This is a genomic window from Paenibacillus sp. FSL H7-0918 (genome assembly GCF_038007025.1).
GTDB lineage: Bacteria > Bacillota > Bacilli > Paenibacillales > Paenibacillaceae > Paenibacillus_AQ > Paenibacillus_AQ odorifer.
The window spans coordinates 133,591-150,664 of sequence record NZ_JBBOWJ010000006.1; the positions used below are offsets into that span (position 1 = coordinate 133,591).

The window sequence follows — 17,074 nt, forward strand, 5'->3', positions numbered from 1 at the left end:
AAATATCAATTCTACGTTAGGATTAGTATTAATTTAAAGTAATTTTGTCGGGATAATAAATAAAGCAGTGAGAGCTGCTTAAGTGGGATGGAAGAGGTGGAGAAGTGGCTAAAATTGTTGTGATTAACGGAACGCCTTCCCTGGTATCGCGTATCAATGCAGCTATAGAATATGCGGAGGCCAGCTTAACCAATCAGGGCTTCGAGGTTGAGCGTATTAACGTAGCAGAGCTACCAGCGGAGGATTTGATTCACACTAAGTTTGAAAGTGAGTCTATCGTCAAAGCCAATGGCCTTGTAGCGGAAGCTGATGCGGTAATTGTGGTTAGCCCGGTTTATAAAGCTTCTTATACAGGCGTGTTGAAGACCTTTTTAGATCTGGTTCCACAAAAGGGATTGGCCGGAAAAGTTGTACTCCCGCTGTTCATGGGCGGCAGTCTTGCACATCTGCTCACAATTGATTACGCATTGAAACCTGTGTTGTCTGTACTGGGCGCGCGTTACATTCTTGGCGGCGTCTATGCCGTGGATTCTCAAGTGGTTCGTAATGATCACGGAGTGGTAGAGCTTGCTGAGGAGCTGAAGCTGCGCCTGAACGATGCATTAGATGAGCTTGCAGAAGAAACTACACATCGTGTGGAACGCAAGGCATAAGACTAAGTAGTAAGCCTTCTGTGCTTAGTGCTAATAACAAACGTATAAGCGTCTCTTTCATCCCTGATACCAGGGGAGAGGGGCGCTTTTTGCATTATATAAGCTATAGCAAAAAGGCCATCTCACTAAGAAAGTAGAGAATGGCCTCTTTTTTATATAGGGATTGTTATATATCCGGTCTTACAAATCGTCGAATCCGTTATCGTCGCCAACCTTACCATAGTTGCGGGATTTGGCTTCGAAGAAGTCAGTTTTGGTAGCATTAAGCGCATCATCGGAGAAGGGTTTGATCCAAGGCATACAGTTAACGTCAACACCTTGATAAGCTTTTTCCATACCCATCAAAGTCAGACGCTTGTTCGCTGTATATTTGATGTAGTCGCTAAGCTCGTTAAGATCAATACCACGCACGTTAGTAAGTGTGTAATAAGCCCAGTTGGTTTCGAGCTCTACCGCGCGGTCGATGGTACGGTATACGTAATCCATGTTTTCTTTGGTGTTCAGCTCAGGGAAGTCTACAAGCAGCTGCTTAAATACTTCTGCGAAGAAGTAGCAGTGCTGATTCTCGTCACGTTGAATATAAGAGATCATTTGGCTAGTTGCCATCATCTTCTGGTCACGGGCCAGATTGTAGAAGAAGGCGAAAGTACTGTAGAAGAAAATCCCTTCCAAGATGAGATCTGCTACCAGCGCATGGAAAAAGGTCTGTCTCGTAGGGTTATCACGGAACTCTTGATAAATATCAGAGATAAACTGATTACGTTCCAGCAGGACAGGGTCTTTTTTCCAATATTCAAAAATTTCCTTCTGCTCACTCTCCGACACGATAGAGGAAAGAACATAGGAATAGGATTGGTTATGCACCACTTCTTGCTGCCCGATAATAGCGGAGATAGCTTCCAAAGAGGAATCGGTGAAATAACGCTTCACGTCGCTCACGAACATCGTCTGCATCGAATCCAGCACAGCGAGTAGGGAGATATTAATCTTAAATACGCGTTGTTCCTCGGCATCCAGCATCGGGAATTGTTGCGCATCCTTGGACATTGGAATTTCATCCGCGATCCAGTGATTAAGCAGCAGTACCTTATACAGCTTGTACATATGAGGCATGCGAATATCATTCCAGTTCAGAATACCTGAGCATTCACCGTCGATAATGCGTGTGGATTGGTTAGGTGCTTCAGTATTAAAAATCTTTTGTAATTGCATTTCTTATCCCTCCATTTTTTGCGCGGGTAATCTTTCTTGGTGTCTTGTTCATAGAAAGACGGTGATGGAGTAACGGAGAGGAAGTTTGGAGCTGTAGGAGCGTCAGCGTTCGCCCGAAAGCTTTCCGTAGGAAAGCTCGCATCGAAAGCATATGCTGTCATCGGATGTCATCCGCTAATAGCGGTAAAGATCAAGACCTCTGATGACAACAGCGGCCGGAAGCCCAAACATTCCTCGCAGTTACGAAATTCATCATCGTTTTTCTATTTAGGGCACTAAGATAATTAGCTAGCGCAAGATTCACACTCTTCTATAGTCAAAGCACGGCTACGCACATAATAAGTTGATTTCAAGCCGCCCTTCCAGGCATTCAGATGCAGTTCCAGGAACTCGGTAGCCTTGATGTCAGGACGGACATACAGGTTGAAGCTTTGGCCTTGATCGACGTGACGCTGGCGAGCAGAAGCCATGCGGATCGACCAGTTTTGGTCAATCGTAAATGCTGTCTTATAGTACCAGATCGTTTTGTCGGACAGATCCGGTGCTGGGTTAGCAATCTTATAAGTTGTTTTTTCTTCATAGGAAAGCAGTTCATACAGCGGATCAATGCTGGCGGTGGAGCCGGCAATAATCGATGTAGATCCATTCGGCGCAATGGCGAACATCCAAGCGTTACGTACGCCGTCCTTAGCTACTTCTTCTTGCAGCTCGCGCCATTGCTCAGTCGTTACATATTTACCTTCTTGCTCACCGCTAACATAACCGCGGGAAGTGAAGTATGCGCCAGTCTCCCAATCGGATCCAGCAAATTTCGGATAACGGCCTTTTTCACGGGCAAGCTCCATGCTCGAACGAACCAACAGGTAGTTGATATGTTCATATAAATGATTGTTATATTCTACGGCTTCCTCGGATTCCCAACGAATGCCCTTGAGTGCCAATAGGTGATGCAGGCCGAATGTGCCGAGACCTACTGCGCGGTACTGGCTGTTCGTGTATTGTGCCTGCAGAACTTCAATATTATTAATGTCGATTACGTTATCAAGCATACGAACTTGGATCGGAACAAGTCTTTCTAATACGCCAGCTGGAATCGCCCGTGCTAAGTGAATCGAATTCAGATTGCAGACTACGAAGTCGCCAGGGATTTTGGAAATAACGATCCGGGTCTGGCCATCTTTAGTTACTAATTCTTCTTGCTCAATAACTGTTGCAGACTGATTCTGCATAATTTCTGTACACAGGTTGGAGGAGAAAACCATACCTTGATGACGGTTTGGGTTGGTCCGGTTCACGGTATCGCGGTAGAACATGTACGGTGTACCCGTCTCTAGCTGTGATTTCATAATCCGTTTCATGATGTCGATCGCAGGAACAGTGATCCGGGATAATTCCAGGTTCGCTGTAGCCTCAGCATATTTTTCACGGAAAGTACCTTTGCCAAGCTCTTCATCGTAGAAATCTTCCAATCCTAGTGGACGGCCATTTTTATCTGTCCAGCCCATGACCTTTTTCACCTCATGAGGGCAGAAGAGGTTCCAATGGCTGCGCGATTCTACAGCTTCCATGAACAGGTCAGGCAGGGAGACGCCATGGAACACGTCATGTGCACGCATGCGCTCGTCACCGTTGTTCAGCTTAAGATCGAGGAAAGCGAGAATATCTTTATGGAATACATCAAGATAAACAGCTACAGCACCTTTACGTGTGCCCAACTGGTCTACACTGACTGCTGTATTGTTCAACTGGCGAATCCAAGGGATTACGCCGGAGCTTGTGTTCTTGTGGCCACGGATATCCGAACCACGTGCCCTTACTTTTCCGAGGTAAACGCCGATGCCGCCACCCATTTTGCTTAGACGTGCTACGTCTGTATTGGAGTCAAAGATTCCCTCTAGGGAATCGTCTACAGTATCAATAAAGCAGCTGGATAGCTGTCCAGCGACCTTTTTGCCGGCATTGGACATTGTAGGTGTAGCAGCAGTCATATAGATGTTGCTCATAGCCCAATAAGCTTCTTTTACAAGCTCAAGACGTTTCTCAGCTGGCTCACGGTGCATCAGGTACATAGCAATAATCATATAACGTTCTTGTGGAAGCTCCATTACACGGCCGTCAAAATCATGCGCCAAATAACGGTCGGATAGCGTAAGCAGACCGATATAGTCAAACAAAAGGTCGCGTGTATAATCGATACACCCGCCTAGTTCGATAATTTGTTCTTTGGTGTAATGACTTAGAAGTTCTTCGCGATAGATTCCTTTTTTCACGAGATCCGTAATTAGTGGATACAATTCACCGTAAGGCTCTTCTGGATAAGCTTTGTAGCGGCGATGGACGGCAGCTTTTTTATAAAGGGTAGTCAGAAGGGCGCGGGCAGCTGCGAACTTCCAGTTAGGCTCTTCTTTTGTTACAAGCTCTAGAGCGCTCATGGTGAAGGCGTTGCTGATTTCTTCTCCGCTTACCGAGTCACGACGCAGTTTGGAATTCACTCCACGCAGCAAAGTTTCTTTATTTAGTTGATCGAGACCTTCCAGAATACGGTCAGCGTAGACGGAAAGACGGTTCTCATCAAAAGCCAGTTGGCGATTATCCGGTTTTACTACGAATTGCGGCATGTTTAGTTCATCCCTTCTTATTTCAAATTAATTTTTCAATATCAAAAATTGATATATTATAGCGCAGCAGGCTGCCACAGAAAGACCTCCGAGCCGTTCATGCTGGCCGGAATGTCGATAATGCGTTGGTTGGAGCTTCCCCGGTAGAGAAGCGTAGTATCTTTCAGTTCTTCTACAAATCTTCCATCTATTAACACCTGACACTGTTTAAGTAGATTCCACTCCGGCGTACCGGGAAGGGCTGTAAGTTCTTCGTACGTATAACCACTGTAAATCCAGATTGAGAACCCTGGCAGTACAGTGCGAAGCTCATGAATGAACCCCAGCAACTCTTCTGCTGAGAAAAAAGGATCGCCGCCTGCCAGTGTCAGACCATCCAGCAAAGGGTTAGCGGCGATTTCTGCAATGATTTCATGTTGTCGTTCTAAGGTGAAGACTTCTCCATATTTAAAGTTCCATGTCTCGGGATTAAAACATCCCGGGCAACGATGGCGGCAGCCGCTGAGAAAGAGGACGGCCCGCATGCCCTCTCCCTCGTTAATCGACTCCGGATAGTAACCGCAAATATTCATAGATGCTTAACGCGATCCCGAACTTCAGCTTGTTTGGCGGCATTAAAGCGGGTCTGATAGTCGCCGGTTAAATAACCTGTAACTCTGCGCAAACGGCGGATGTGCACATCATTCTCATTTGCGTTGCAGGAAGGACAGTTTGTCCCAATTACGCCTTCGTATCCACAGCTGGAGCAGCGGTCAATCGGATGGTTAATGCTGAAATAACTGACCTGTTGTTCGAGCGCATATTTAATGATTTTGATAAAAGCCGATGGGTTGTTGCGGGCATTGCCGTTTAATTCGACATAAGAAATAGCCCCGGCATTGCAGTATTCATGGAAAGGAGCTTCCAAGCTGATCTTCTGAGCAGCACCCAGATCGAAGTATACAGGGATGTGAAAAGAGTTCGTATAATATTCACGGTCGGTTACGCCCGGAATGGAACCCAGTACCTTGCGGTCAACTTTGGTGAATTTACCGGACAAACCTTCTGCTGGAGTAGCGAACAGGGTGATGTTAAGATCCAGTTCCTCACTTTTCCGATCGCAATAGTCCCGCATATGACGCACGATAGCCAGCGCCTTGGCATGAACTTCCATATCCTCGCCATGGTGTTTGCCGTACATAGCTTTCATACATTCCGCCATACCGATGAAGCCAAGAGACAGACTGCCATGCTTCAGCAGATCGCCTACAGTGTCATCGGGTGCAAGATGTTCGCCGCCTTCCCAAACGCCTTCTCGCATCATGAAATCGGAAGCTTTAGCTTTTTGTGCGGTTTGGATGTGGAAGCGATGGAGAAGTCCTTCCAGCGCAATATCCATATAATGATTTAGATCTTCATAGAAGCCAGCTTCGTCTGCGACGGTACGTCTGCCTGTTACTGTGCCGTGTGCCAGACCTAGCCGAACCAGATTTAGTGTATTAAAGGAAAGGTTGCCCTTCCCAGAGCAATGATTACGCCCAAAACGGTCACCGAGCACTCGGGTTCGGCAGCCCATTGTAGCGAACTCCGTATCAGGATCACTTGAATCATAATACTGCAAGTTGAGCGGAGCGTCCAGATTAGCGAAGTTTGGATATAGTCTGCGCGCAGAACATTCAGCTGCTTTTAGGAACAGTTCATAGTTAGGATCGCCTTGCTGTTGATTGATTCCTTGCTTGCATTTGAAGATTTGAATCGGGAACACTGGTGTTTCTCCGCTGCCAAGTCCGTTCATAGTTGCGGTTAGCAGAGAACTGATCACAAGCTGACCTTCTGGTGAAGTACAAGTACCGTAGTTGATGCTGGTAAACGGTATTTGTCCACCGGATCGGCTGGACATGGTATTCAGATTATGTACCATACTTTCAGCCGCTTGCAGGGTTTCGATTTCGGTTTCCTTTAGTGCAAAACGGAACGCTCTTGGATATGACTCCGCCAGATCGGTCCGGCTCATCGTAATCTCGCCCAAAGATTCGTCAGCTTGTCCTTCTTCAAAATAATCCAGACCCTTGCGGAACAGCTTGGCGAAGGATTTGGTTACATAAGGTGCCAGATCGTAATCGAGTTTATTGGCGGATACACCACCATATTGAGCATTTTGCTGGGATTGGAAAATAATCGCTACCAGAGACATAGCTGTCATTATTGAGTTCGGAGGACGAACGCTGCCGTTGCCGGTATTGAAACCTTCACGGAGAAGTTTATCAAACGGGATAAAAATACAGTTCGTCGTTCCAATCGCGTATTGATCCAGATCATGCACATAGACGACATTGTCATCAATAGCCTGCACTAGCTGTGGCGGCATCGTAAAATTGCGGGCGTACCATTTTGAATATTCACTGCCGAACTTGCTCATTTTACCGGAGAAACTCTCTCCATTCAAATTGGCATTCTCGCGCAATAGGTCCATATCCCGACTGTCGATAATATCCCGGCCTAAATCAATGAGCTCTTCTAAAAGAACTTCCCGTGCATTTTCTACTCCATTAAATTGTCTCTCCAACAACGTCATTGTACAGCTCTCCTCTCAGTATAAAAGAAAAACATCTATCATCAAATCCATATATCCATAAGAAGTTGGACTGCTATAAGCAGTCGTATATTTGTTCAGATTACATAAAAAAAAGCATCCCCTACCCGAGGATGGCAGAAAATGCCCGATGCGTTATGTAAATATCCACACGGATATTTGCAGAGGTCTCTACGTAGATGACCGCATGCGGACACCATCCCTGTTCCTCGCAGGCATCAATAGTTGGTGTCGTCGAAACAGGTAGGTCTCCTGGCTTCCGTGGGATCTCTCGGCGCCTTCCCAAGGGTGTTCCTAACCCTCAGTGGCATTTGCCGGGAGATGTGGATTCTCAAGCTTCCCAGAAGCTTAAGAAGGCCATCCGGTTACAGTGGCGGGACCGCAGCGGATTCTCACCGCGCTTCCCTATTAAGCTCTAAATCCGGTTAAGGATCAAAGCGCCTGTCTCCACTATATTTTGTTGTCGTTAGATAAAAATAACCCAAGATGTTGTGTTTGTAAACAGTTTTTTAGAAAACCCGCGCGGGGAGCGGGTTCTTCAAAAGTACTCCACAAATGATCCACAGGCTGTCCATAAGTAATCCACAATTGATCCACAGGGAGATGCGAAATGATTCATAAATTGTCCGAAAAGATGCCACAAAGAGTCCATAAATATAGTGCAGATGACCCTAGAATTTGCTCATGAGAAAATACTCTTAGCCCAAAGTCATATTTTGGAGTAATCAGAAGAAATAGAAGAGATAAGGGAGGATAATCTTGCTTAGTTTGTGACAGAGCGGTGGAATTGTTACAATGGAAGGAGACAGCTACTATAAAATTTCGAGGAGGTATTCTCATGCCTATCGCTGAAGTTACAGTTATTCCAATTGGAACAGGCAGTACCAGTCTTAGCAGCTATGTTGCGGATATGCAGCGGGTGCTGAAGACAGTAGAAGGGATTACTTATGAACTTACGTCTATGGGTACGATCATCGAAGGGCCTCTGCAACGCATTTTTGCCGCGGTAGAAGCTTTGCATGAGTCTCCTTTTGCCGCAGGTGCAGAACGTGTCTCTACTTCACTTAAAATAGACGACCGCCGCGATAAACCCTCTACTAGCCGTGGAAAGTTAGAGTCTGTGGAGCGTAAGCTACAGGTGGATTAGCAGTTTAGGAGGGCGGAAAACAGGGAGAAATAGGCTTGCGTTTCTGGCTGAAAGTTGTATAATATTTTTTGTTTGACAGAAAAACAGCGTTAAGCTGGTGTAGCTCAGGGGTAGAGCAACGCACTCGTAATGCGTAGGCCGGGGGTTCAATTCCCTTCACCAGCATCCTTACAAAGTCGATAGTGGCGCGTGTTCCCGGGTTTTTGGAACTGCGCCTTTTTTTTGTACAAGCATCAACTTCTAACATTCTTCTAACCTTTAGTCGATTAAAGTGGGTGTCTCGTCAATTTTCTCCACTTCTTTTCGGGTTCCTAGAATAGAATCTCCGATACATCGGGGCACCGCTTCCTGCAGATTGGGGAGAACATGTGAATAAGTATCCAGAGTGATATTTATTGATGAATGGCCTAATCTTTCCTGAAGTCGAATATGATGGACAGCCCCTGCTGTTCCCTGTTCTTCTGGAGAAACGTATCAAGGAAGATAAGACATGGCGCGAAATCGGTAATGAAAACGGTATGACTAGTGGTCACTGTCGAGCAGATGGAAGGCGTGTCGCAAGCTGACAGCAATCAGAATGAAGGATGTGGCGGAGGTGCAGCATAAGCTGCTTTTCTCTTGCGGGGGCAGATCGGTTAGATGGTAATTACTATAAAAATAAAAAAGACACCACAAGGTGTCTTAGTACAGATACTTTTCGCTCGAATTTCACGAGCTCGTCAGTGAACTGAGTTCATAAGCAAGACTGGCTACGGCTAACAGATGAAGAGATAAAGTAATATCAATGTTAAAATGTGCGGTAATATTAATTTTCATAGATAACCACGCTCCTAAAGTATAAATACACATAAAGAAAACTTTATAAAGCGCTTGGCCTGCCATCATCAGTGCCAGGTAGCCATCCTGTACAGACGCCTTAGCGTTTCGACAATAACATTATACTTAATATTTTGTGTTTTGCCAAAAAAAGGACCCCCAATTCTTGGTCGGGGTGGCGGTTCTGTGTGGTTTCTCAGCGCTTTGGAATCATGATGGTCATTGAGGCTCCACGCACGCGGCTGCAGAATGATCAAATGGAAGTTACGTTTCGGTGTTCATATCTGCTGCATGCTCTGAAATTGATTATCCAAATAACGGGCAGCAAGTTCAGAAGGTTAACGGATTTTTTATTGATACAGGTTGAATTTAATGTTTGATACTGTTGTTATGCTAACGGGAAAGGATAGTTTAATAAAGGAGTTACTTAAGACTGGAATAATGAGCAATGTGACAATTATGTCATTCTGAATTGAATATTGTTAGGTTAATCGATGGGGAAGTTTACTTGTCTCCCTTATACTGGAAATTAAATGATTTTATTTCCGAAAGGGGACAATGCACTGATGACTGATGTAATTAAAGCAATAATACTTGGCATAATAGAGGGCTTAACTGAATTTTTACCAGTATCATCTACTGGACATCTTATTCTAGCAGGCGATTTGCTTAGCTTTGAGGGAGATGCTGCAATAACTTTTAAAATTGTTATTCAGTTGGGTGCAGTGATGGCAGTTTTAATTCTTTATTGGAAAAGGTATTTGGAGATTGGGGTTAATATGATTAGAATGGATTTTTCCAAAAGCAAAGGATTAAATGTCATTCATATGATTTTGGCTATGTTACCAGCATTAACCCTATATCTTCTCTTCAAGGACACAATAAAAAGCCAATTATTTGGCCCAACCCCTGTTTTGATAGGTCTAGTTGTTGGTGGCGTGTTGATGATCATTGCAGCGCGGAATAGGCGGACTGAAACCGCTGATACTATCGATGGGATTAATTATAAACAGGCTTTCGGAATTGGTCTGTTTCAATGCTTGGCGTTATGGCCGGGATTTTCGAGATCAGGTTCGACGATTTCAGGTGGCCTGTTGCTTGGCACTAGCCAAAAAGCCGCTGCAGATTTTACATTCCTTATTTCTGTGCCTGTTATGTTTGGTGCAAGCTTGTTGGATTTGTACGATAGTCGTGATTTGCTGAGTTCTGACGATTTGCTTCTAATGTTAATTGGCTTTGCGACATCCTTTCTTGTGGCAATGATTGCAGTAGTGACGTTCATCAAACTGATTAAGAGACTTCGATTGGAGTGGTTTGCTCTATACCGGTTTGTTTTAGCAGCTCTCTTCTATTTAATTGTCATACAGTAATTGGATTAGTCAATATGAACATCATGGGAAAGAAGCTTTTAAAAAGGCTATACATCATATCCTGCACAGATTTAACTAGAGGTTAAAACAAGGGGAAATCACCAAACAAGACAAAGCTCAAGTAGTCTATGAACTAAGGAATGAATTTTCGGTGTAAGCACTTCTACAGCTAGCCATTATCCCTCGTTTGTTTCTTCTACCATTAATATCACAAAGTGATTATACAAGTGTTTGGGAATATGAAAATCCCCACCAGTTTAAGGTGGGGATTTTGCTTACCAAGTATTATAGTTCGACTGATACTTAACATGTTTGTTCTCATAGCTCTCATTTGGGTAATCACGTCTGACAGACTGCAAGTAGCCTGAAATTGCAAATGCTGCAATAAGCCCTCCTATAATTCCTGTGATTAAGCTGAATGTTGAAAATCCGAATGTGGCAACTACTCCAATGGAAGACAATGCTACAAGCAATAGACTGAATATTTTCATCTTTATACACACCTTCATTTTGTATATATAGTAATTTGGAAATTAAGATTGATACGTTACCTTGTTTGATCGGTTTCGATAAAAATAATAAAAATTCAGCAAATCTTTAGACGGGCTTCATACTTATTTAAGCTAAGAGGATTATAGTAATTACATAACCCCCTTATAATATAGATCTAGACCCTGCCGGAAGTTGGTGGGGTCACTTTTTTGCACAGAGTAATTTTATAAATATGGTTGCCCAATATAGAAGAGAAACAAGAAATATAAAATGTAGAGAATGGGTAGCTTTATTTTTAATTTCTTGCAGGAATTTTTGAATTTTTCTGAGGTCTTGGACAGATTCTTCATCACATATCCATAAATGAGGAATTGTCCAATAACAAAGAAAATGAGCTTAAGGGGAAAGTTGCCCATTTTTATCTCAGTGAAAATAATAGTGAATGTGACACTCACAAAGGTTAGTGATACAACTTTTAAAAACTGTTCATAACGATCTTGTGGTTCTTTGATAGGATCCTGCTGCCCCCATTTTCTCTCATCAATTTCTGTCATGGTAAACCTCCAATCTACTGAATGTTATTAGTATTTCACCAGATTGAGATGCTTTTTGAACAGGGAGAATTAATTGGGAAACCATTATGAGTATAGTTGTCTGTTGCATCTTGTTGAAGGCTTACTTGTTGTGGAGATAGTACACTTGAATTTGATTGATTTGCTGATGCGAAAGGAGCAATTGCGGTAGTCAATAAAGCGATTGATAAAACTACGATTAGTTTTTTCATACTTTGATAATCCTCACATATGAAGTGTTTACTTACATGGATAATAGTAAATTTAATGGTTAATGATGTATATGAGCTATAAGATCGATTTGAAAAATGAGATGTTTTGTAAGTTTTTATAAATAAACGTCGAATATTATAATAAGAGAGTTTTATTGGTGTAGATGACCTAGGACTAATTAATTGTGATGAATTTTAAAAATACGAAACCCGCCGATGCATGTCTCGCGGGTTTGTGCTGATCCTGTATCTTCAAGTAGATCCTTCGTGTTATTAGGTACATTGCCAACAACTGTAGGGACTTTATAAGCTCCTATAGTTGTTACATGGTAAGGTTTCAGTAATTCCAACAAAGAGTAAATTCCCAAATGCTTGGGATTATGCCCACTGGCTTCGGTAGGTGAGCTTTTTTTGTTTACAGAATGTTCCAGAATTATTATATTCAGATTATGTAAATGTTTCGTCCGGAAGAGATTATTCATAGTATATGTTCGGAAGGGTATTTCTGCTTCAGGAATTCCCGTAACAGAGATGTTGAGAGTATATAATGTTCCATATTATATACTCTGATTTCTCCTTAAATCTACACAAAGAAGCGCCGTCCCTTTGGAGACGCCGCTTCTTTATAGTAGATTCTATTCTTTTTGCTCAATTCTTGATTTTGGTGATCTTTTTGGCGGTAACTTGTGCAGGGAATGAATCATCACTTACTTCAAAAAACACTTTAATCTCATCTCCTTTTTTATATTTAGAAGGTGCAACTTTATTTACCCAAATGGCTTGAGAGTACTCATTAGATTCGAGAATTTCCTTGTATTCCTTGTTCAAGTCTTCTTCTTTTAATTCAGAAATTACTAAAATTCTTTTATTTTCTACATCTATTGTGTGTACAATTCCTTTCAAAACTTCATCATTCTTACTACAGGCGGTGACTAATAACAAAAAAACAAAAATAAGAGTCCATTTAATAGTAGTACGTGGTTTTTGAATCATGGACCTTCCCCTCCAGTGGTTACGACATTAGTTTAAAATCGGTTGCACAGGCATAGCAGTTAGTACATTACCAATATAAGAATAAACAGCAGCCTTTCCATTATGACGACCTTTATTGATTCTGGGGAGTTACAGGTGAATGTCTGTAGTATTGATATTTTCATAAGAACTTTTGTTTGTATATAATAAAAATAAATGTTCTTATTTTAGAGGCGATCAATGATGGAAATGAGTATCGACCAAACGGTTGGGATTATTTAATTTATCAGGTCAAGGTGAGCAAGATTACACAACGCGAGATCGAGATCCGTGCATCCGTGACAAACGTCCAACATAAACGAAGGGGATAAATATCATGCGGTGTATAACAATACGGCAGCCTTGGGCGACTTTAATTGCTCTTGGTGAAAAAGAGTTTGAAACTCGTTCATGGAGAACAGCCTACCGCGGCGAGTTAGGCATCCATGCCGGAATGAGGATTGACAAAAAGATTTGTGAACAGGAACCGTACAAATCAGTATTGGCGAAACATGGCTATACAGCGAATAATTTGCCGACAGGAGCTATTATTGCTACAGGTCAGCTCGCGGGATGTTATGTGGTTACTCCAGAGGTGGATTTAAGGGAATGGATCAATGGGAACGAATATGATTTTGGCGACTATAGTGAAGGACGGTTTGCCTGGAAGCTTGAACGGGTTCATCCATTAAGCCATCCAATTCCAGCTAAAGGTCGGCTAAGCTTGTGGGAGCACTCTAATCACTTCTGAACGGCGAACAATATTTTTAATGTAATTTTTATGTGCCTATCAGCTTTTTTTCAGGTTCGAGGTATATATTAGAGACACCAAACACCCCCCAGTGTTTTGTGGTATATCTCTCTCAGGTCTTGCCAACTCCCATGGTAAGGCCTATTTTTTTGTTCACTAATTGATTGGGGGGAGAGAGCGCAGCGGCTTCTATACAGCTTTACTTAATCTGGTACTGTTCTTCGTAACTCTTAAAAGATGAAATATCCAGCCCTAGGTATCTGCGCATATGGATGGCAGCCTGAGCCGCAACAATGTCATTCAACAGCAGCATTCGTTCATGATAGCCACGACATATATACTTGGCTTCAATTCCAGTATTAAGTCTGTTTTGCTCATACACCTTGATTCCCCGTCTTCTCATTTCTGCACGAACATCCCTTAGATCTGTTGTAGCTACTGCAGCAGCTGTTCCAAGCACCTCCAGATAAGGGGCGGGTGTTCGTAAGTGTGTAGATAAAATGGCGGAGTCCCGTTCGAAAGCTGATAAAATCATCGGAAGCAATAAATAAGATTTCACCAGCATGTTGTCCCTGCTTTCTGCTCTATGCATGAATCTCATCACCTCTAATAGGAACGTATATTCGTATTCTACCCCGATATTCCAAAAATAATCAATGGTATTTCTAAACAGTTTATCCAATGTGATTAAATTCACAACTTAATAACGAAGAATAAATTATATTAAAAATTGTAATAATAAAAATTAATGTATCGAACGCAAATAAAGGAGAATTATGATGGAAAAAGAGGGCAGCCTCCAGCGTGGATTGTTTTTTGGTTTAATTCTGAGTGTTCCCTTATGGATATCCATATTGGGCTATATACAGTTACTTTAAAATTTAATGAAAAACCTTATGCGAAGCGCCTTTAGGCGCTTTTTTTGTGTGGTACTAATGCGGGGAATTATCGAAAGGAATTGATTGACAATTGTGGGTGTCGGGAGCTAAACTGTTATTAATTCAAAAGTATTAAAAGTCATAGACTGTTATTGGATAGAATGCTTCAGCTACCAGTTCTGGACTTGCAGTGTAATACATATATATAGTCATGATAATAGCAAACCGTCTGAAAGGGCGGGACGCAAAGTCCAGGAGTCTAAAGTGTCTTAAAGGCACAATGACCGTCCGACTGCCATGAGAAGGGAATTTCACTTCTTTTTGGCGGTCTTTTTTGTTGTTAGGTCCTTTAGAGTTTCTGGTAATTATTCTGATTAATATAAATCATAGTTTTAGGAGGTGTGCCATTTGAAAAGAAGAATAAAACCGTTACTCTCGCTTGTATTAGCTGGGATTTTGACGGTAGGTAGTGGGCTTTCCTCATTGGGAGCTGGAGTTGCTGGAGCTAGTAGTTCTTCTACATTGGGAATTGCAGCGGTCTACAACGTGTTTATTCTAGGGGATATAACGACAGTTTCGGATACGGAAGGAAGGTTTGCTGCTGGAGGTAACGTTAACTTAACCAACTATAGTGTTGGAGATAGGTTGACCGCAGCAGAGGTTTCCCTGACTGACACACTTGTTGTTGGAGGGAATCTTACTTTCAACGGAGGTACTGTTTATGGGAATATCGTGTACGGGGGAGATTTTTCAGGGAATGTAACGCTCCTCAAGGGTGGTGCAAAAAGACAGGGGAGTACGATTGACTTTTCAGCCGTAGGTCAGTCTTTGAAGGACAAATCAGCAGAACTTGCAGCATTGCCGGCGAATGGAACAACAGTGTACCAATATGGCAGCCTTACCCTGACAGGTACAGATCCTGCGGTCAATGTTTTTAATGTTTCAGGAGATAACGTCTCTAATACCTACGGAATTACAATAAATGTTCCTTCAGGATCTACTGCAATTATTAATATTGATGGTTCTAACGTAAAAATGAAAAACTTCGGATTTCTACCTAATAACGTGTTGAACAGCAAGAAAATTTTGCTTAACTTTAGCCAAGCTGCGTATCTTGATATGGCAGGCATAGGTGTAATGGGAAGCATACTTGCCCCCTATGCTCATGTTGATTTTATTAATGGTCAGATTAACGGTACTTTAGTGGCGGCTTCACTCAAAGGTACTGGTGGTGGTGAATTTCACCACTATCCATACGATGGTGATGAACCTGGACCAACGCCGACACCAACACCAACAGTGACACCAACGCCGACACCAACACCGACACCGACGCCGACAGTGACACCAACGCCGACAGTGACACCAACACCAACGCCGACAGTGACACCAACACCAACGCCAACACCGACGCCGACGCCGACAGTGACGCCAACGCCAACGCCGACAGTGACACCGACGCCAACACCATGTCCCACGCCGACAGTGACACCAACGCCGACACCAACGCCGACAGTGACACCAACGCCGACACCAACGCAGACACCGACACCAACACCAACACCGACACCAACACCGACGCCGACACCAACACCGACGCCGACAGTGACACCAACACCGACACCAACACCGACGCCGACAGTGACACCAACACCGACACCGACGCCGACAGTGACACCAACACCAACGCCGACACCGACACCAACACCAACACCGACGCCGACAGTGACGCCAACACCAACGCCGACGCCGACAGTGACACCAACGCCGACAGTGACACCAACGCCGACAGTGACACCAACACCGACGCCGACAGTGACACCAACGTCGACACCGACACCGACGCCGACACCAACGCCGACAGTGACACCAACGCCGACACCGACGCCGACGCCAACACCGACACCGACAGTGACGCCGACACCAACACCGACAGTGACGCCGACGCCGACACCGACACCAACGCCGACGCCAACAGTGACACCAACGCCAACACCAACGCCGACAGTGACACCAACGCCGACACCAACGCCAACACCGACGCCGACGCCAACACCGACGCCGACAGTGACACCAACACCAACACCGACGCCGACACCAACGCCGACAGTGACACCAACGCCGACAGTGACACCGACACCGACAGTAACACCAACGCCGACGCCAACGCCAACAGTGACGCGAGCAGACCAACGCCAACACCGACGGTAACGCCAGAGGTAACACCAACACCAACGGTAACACCAGAGGTAACACCAACACCAACGGTAACACCAGAGGTAACACCAACACCAACGGTAACACCAGAGGTAACGCCAACACCAACGGTAACACCAGAGGTAACACCAACACCAACGGTAACACCAGAGGTAACACCAACGTCGACACCAGAGACTTCGGTGTTCCCGACACCAACGCCATCATCCGTAATTGGCACTATAGTTCTTGCAGAAGATCCTGTGCCGCTTGGGCCTGTAGCTTCGCCGACACCATCGCCAGTACCAACACCAACACCGTCGAATAGCACAGAAGTACTTGTTGATGATGATGAGATCCCATTAGGTCCGGTACCGGCAGTGACACCAACGCCAACACCAACACCTGATGAAATCATCGTAGTGGACGATACGATCCCATTAGGTAAGCCACCTGTGAAGGAATTGCCAAAAACGGGTGAATCAAGTCCTGCACCTTACTATGTAGCAGGTTTAGGTTTTGCACTTATCGGATTATTAATGAGAACCAAGTTCTCCAAAAAGAATAAATAATA

General features: G+C 43.9%; 16 protein-coding genes, 1 tRNA gene and 2 riboswitches. Of the genes, 8 read left to right on the forward strand and 9 right to left on the reverse strand.

The genetic code is table 11. From position 1 onward, the window contains the following. Positions 1-104: 104 nt before the first annotated feature. The gene (gene ssuE, locus MHI15_RS29345) at positions 105-653 is read left to right on the forward strand and encodes an NADPH-dependent FMN reductase (RefSeq protein WP_036682586.1); all 549 of its coding nucleotides are present in this window, start codon (positions 105-107) and stop codon (positions 651-653) included. Positions 654-833: 180 nt separating this feature from the next. Here the strand turns inward: ssuE and MHI15_RS29350 are convergent, their stop codons facing one another. From MHI15_RS29350 to MHI15_RS29365, 4 genes are all read right to left on the reverse strand, one after another. Continuing rightward, positions 834-1,865: a ribonucleotide-diphosphate reductase subunit beta gene (locus MHI15_RS29350; RefSeq protein WP_036682584.1), complete on the reverse strand. Its 1,032-nt coding sequence runs from the start codon at positions 1,863-1,865 to the stop codon at positions 834-836. Positions 1,866-2,149: 284 nt separating this feature from the next. Next, positions 2,150-4,483: a ribonucleoside-diphosphate reductase subunit alpha gene (locus MHI15_RS29355; protein ID WP_312150788.1), complete on the reverse strand. Its 2,334-nt coding sequence runs from the start codon at positions 4,481-4,483 to the stop codon at positions 2,150-2,152. A gap of 56 nt (positions 4,484-4,539) precedes the next feature. Next, a complete protein-coding gene (nrdG, locus tag MHI15_RS29360) occupies positions 4,540-5,055 on the reverse strand; it encodes an anaerobic ribonucleoside-triphosphate reductase activating protein (protein ID WP_076124537.1) in 516 nt (171 codons plus the stop codon). After that, the gene (locus tag MHI15_RS29365; protein ID WP_076124534.1) at positions 5,052-7,037 is read right to left on the reverse strand and encodes an anaerobic ribonucleoside triphosphate reductase; all 1,986 of its coding nucleotides are present in this window, start codon (positions 7,035-7,037) and stop codon (positions 5,052-5,054) included. Before MHI15_RS29365 ends, nrdG begins: the two co-directional genes overlap by 4 nt. A gap of 243 nt (positions 7,038-7,280) precedes the next feature. Continuing rightward, positions 7,281-7,515, reverse strand: a riboswitch (cobalamin riboswitch). Positions 7,516-7,893: 378 nt separating this feature from the next. Between MHI15_RS29365 and MHI15_RS29370 the strand changes: the two genes are divergently transcribed. The 4 genes from MHI15_RS29370 (at position 7,894) to MHI15_RS29385 (ending at position 10,388) form a co-directional block, all read left to right on the forward strand. Then, complete coding sequence (locus tag MHI15_RS29370; protein WP_036682575.1) at positions 7,894-8,202, forward strand: MTH1187 family thiamine-binding protein; 309 nt, start codon at positions 7,894-7,896, stop codon at positions 8,200-8,202. A 93-nt stretch (positions 8,203-8,295) separates the two neighbouring features. After that, positions 8,296-8,367 (forward strand) — tRNA-Thr (locus MHI15_RS29375). Positions 8,368-8,600: 233 nt separating this feature from the next. Continuing rightward, a complete protein-coding gene (locus MHI15_RS29380) occupies positions 8,601-8,768 on the forward strand; it encodes a hypothetical protein (protein ID WP_175618960.1) in 168 nt (55 codons plus the stop codon). Between the two features lie 816 nt (positions 8,769-9,584). Next, complete coding sequence (locus tag MHI15_RS29385; protein WP_076220559.1) at positions 9,585-10,388, forward strand: undecaprenyl-diphosphate phosphatase; 804 nt, start codon at positions 9,585-9,587, stop codon at positions 10,386-10,388. 275 nt (positions 10,389-10,663) lie between these two features. Here MHI15_RS29385 and MHI15_RS29390 read toward each other — a convergent pair whose 3' ends face one another. The 4 genes from MHI15_RS29390 to MHI15_RS29405 form a co-directional block, all read right to left on the reverse strand. Next, positions 10,664-10,879: a hypothetical protein gene (locus MHI15_RS29390; protein ID WP_076124528.1), complete on the reverse strand. Its 216-nt coding sequence runs from the start codon at positions 10,877-10,879 to the stop codon at positions 10,664-10,666. 225 nt (positions 10,880-11,104) lie between these two features. Continuing rightward, positions 11,105-11,434, reverse strand: coding sequence for a hypothetical protein (locus tag MHI15_RS29395; RefSeq protein ID WP_076124526.1), 330 nt, complete (start codon positions 11,432-11,434; stop codon positions 11,105-11,107). A 35-nt stretch (positions 11,435-11,469) separates the two neighbouring features. Beyond that, complete coding sequence (locus MHI15_RS29400) at positions 11,470-11,664, reverse strand: hypothetical protein (RefSeq protein ID WP_341165202.1); 195 nt, start codon at positions 11,662-11,664, stop codon at positions 11,470-11,472. Between the two features lie 648 nt (positions 11,665-12,312). Next, entirely contained in the window at positions 12,313-12,657 is a 345-nt protein-coding gene (locus tag MHI15_RS29405) for a DUF3221 domain-containing protein (protein WP_076124523.1), read from the reverse strand. A gap of 355 nt (positions 12,658-13,012) precedes the next feature. Between MHI15_RS29405 and MHI15_RS29410 the strand changes: the two genes are divergently transcribed. Further along, positions 13,013-13,426, forward strand: a complete 414-nt coding sequence (locus MHI15_RS29410; protein WP_280753282.1) for an ASCH domain-containing protein — start codon at positions 13,013-13,015, stop codon at positions 13,424-13,426. 199 nt (positions 13,427-13,625) lie between these two features. On the opposite strand, the gene MHI15_RS29415 is transcribed toward MHI15_RS29410, so the two are convergent. Further along, positions 13,626-14,018, reverse strand: a complete 393-nt coding sequence (locus MHI15_RS29415) for a hypothetical protein (protein WP_051491249.1) — start codon at positions 14,016-14,018, stop codon at positions 13,626-13,628. A 495-nt stretch (positions 14,019-14,513) separates the two neighbouring features. Beyond that, a riboswitch (cyclic di-GMP riboswitch) is annotated at positions 14,514-14,604 on the forward strand. Between the two features lie 108 nt (positions 14,605-14,712). On the opposite strand from MHI15_RS29415, the gene MHI15_RS29420 reads away from it, so the two are divergent. Together MHI15_RS29420 and MHI15_RS29425 are read left to right on the forward strand one after the other, a co-directional pair. Then, on the forward strand, positions 14,713-16,515 hold the full coding sequence (locus tag MHI15_RS29420) for a choice-of-anchor A family protein (protein ID WP_341165203.1): 1,803 nt from the start codon (positions 14,713-14,715) through the stop codon (positions 16,513-16,515). Between the two features lie 188 nt (positions 16,516-16,703). Next, positions 16,704-17,072, forward strand: a complete 369-nt coding sequence (locus MHI15_RS29425) for an LPXTG cell wall anchor domain-containing protein (RefSeq protein WP_076185196.1) — start codon at positions 16,704-16,706, stop codon at positions 17,070-17,072. Positions 17,073-17,074 lie beyond the last annotated feature (2 nt).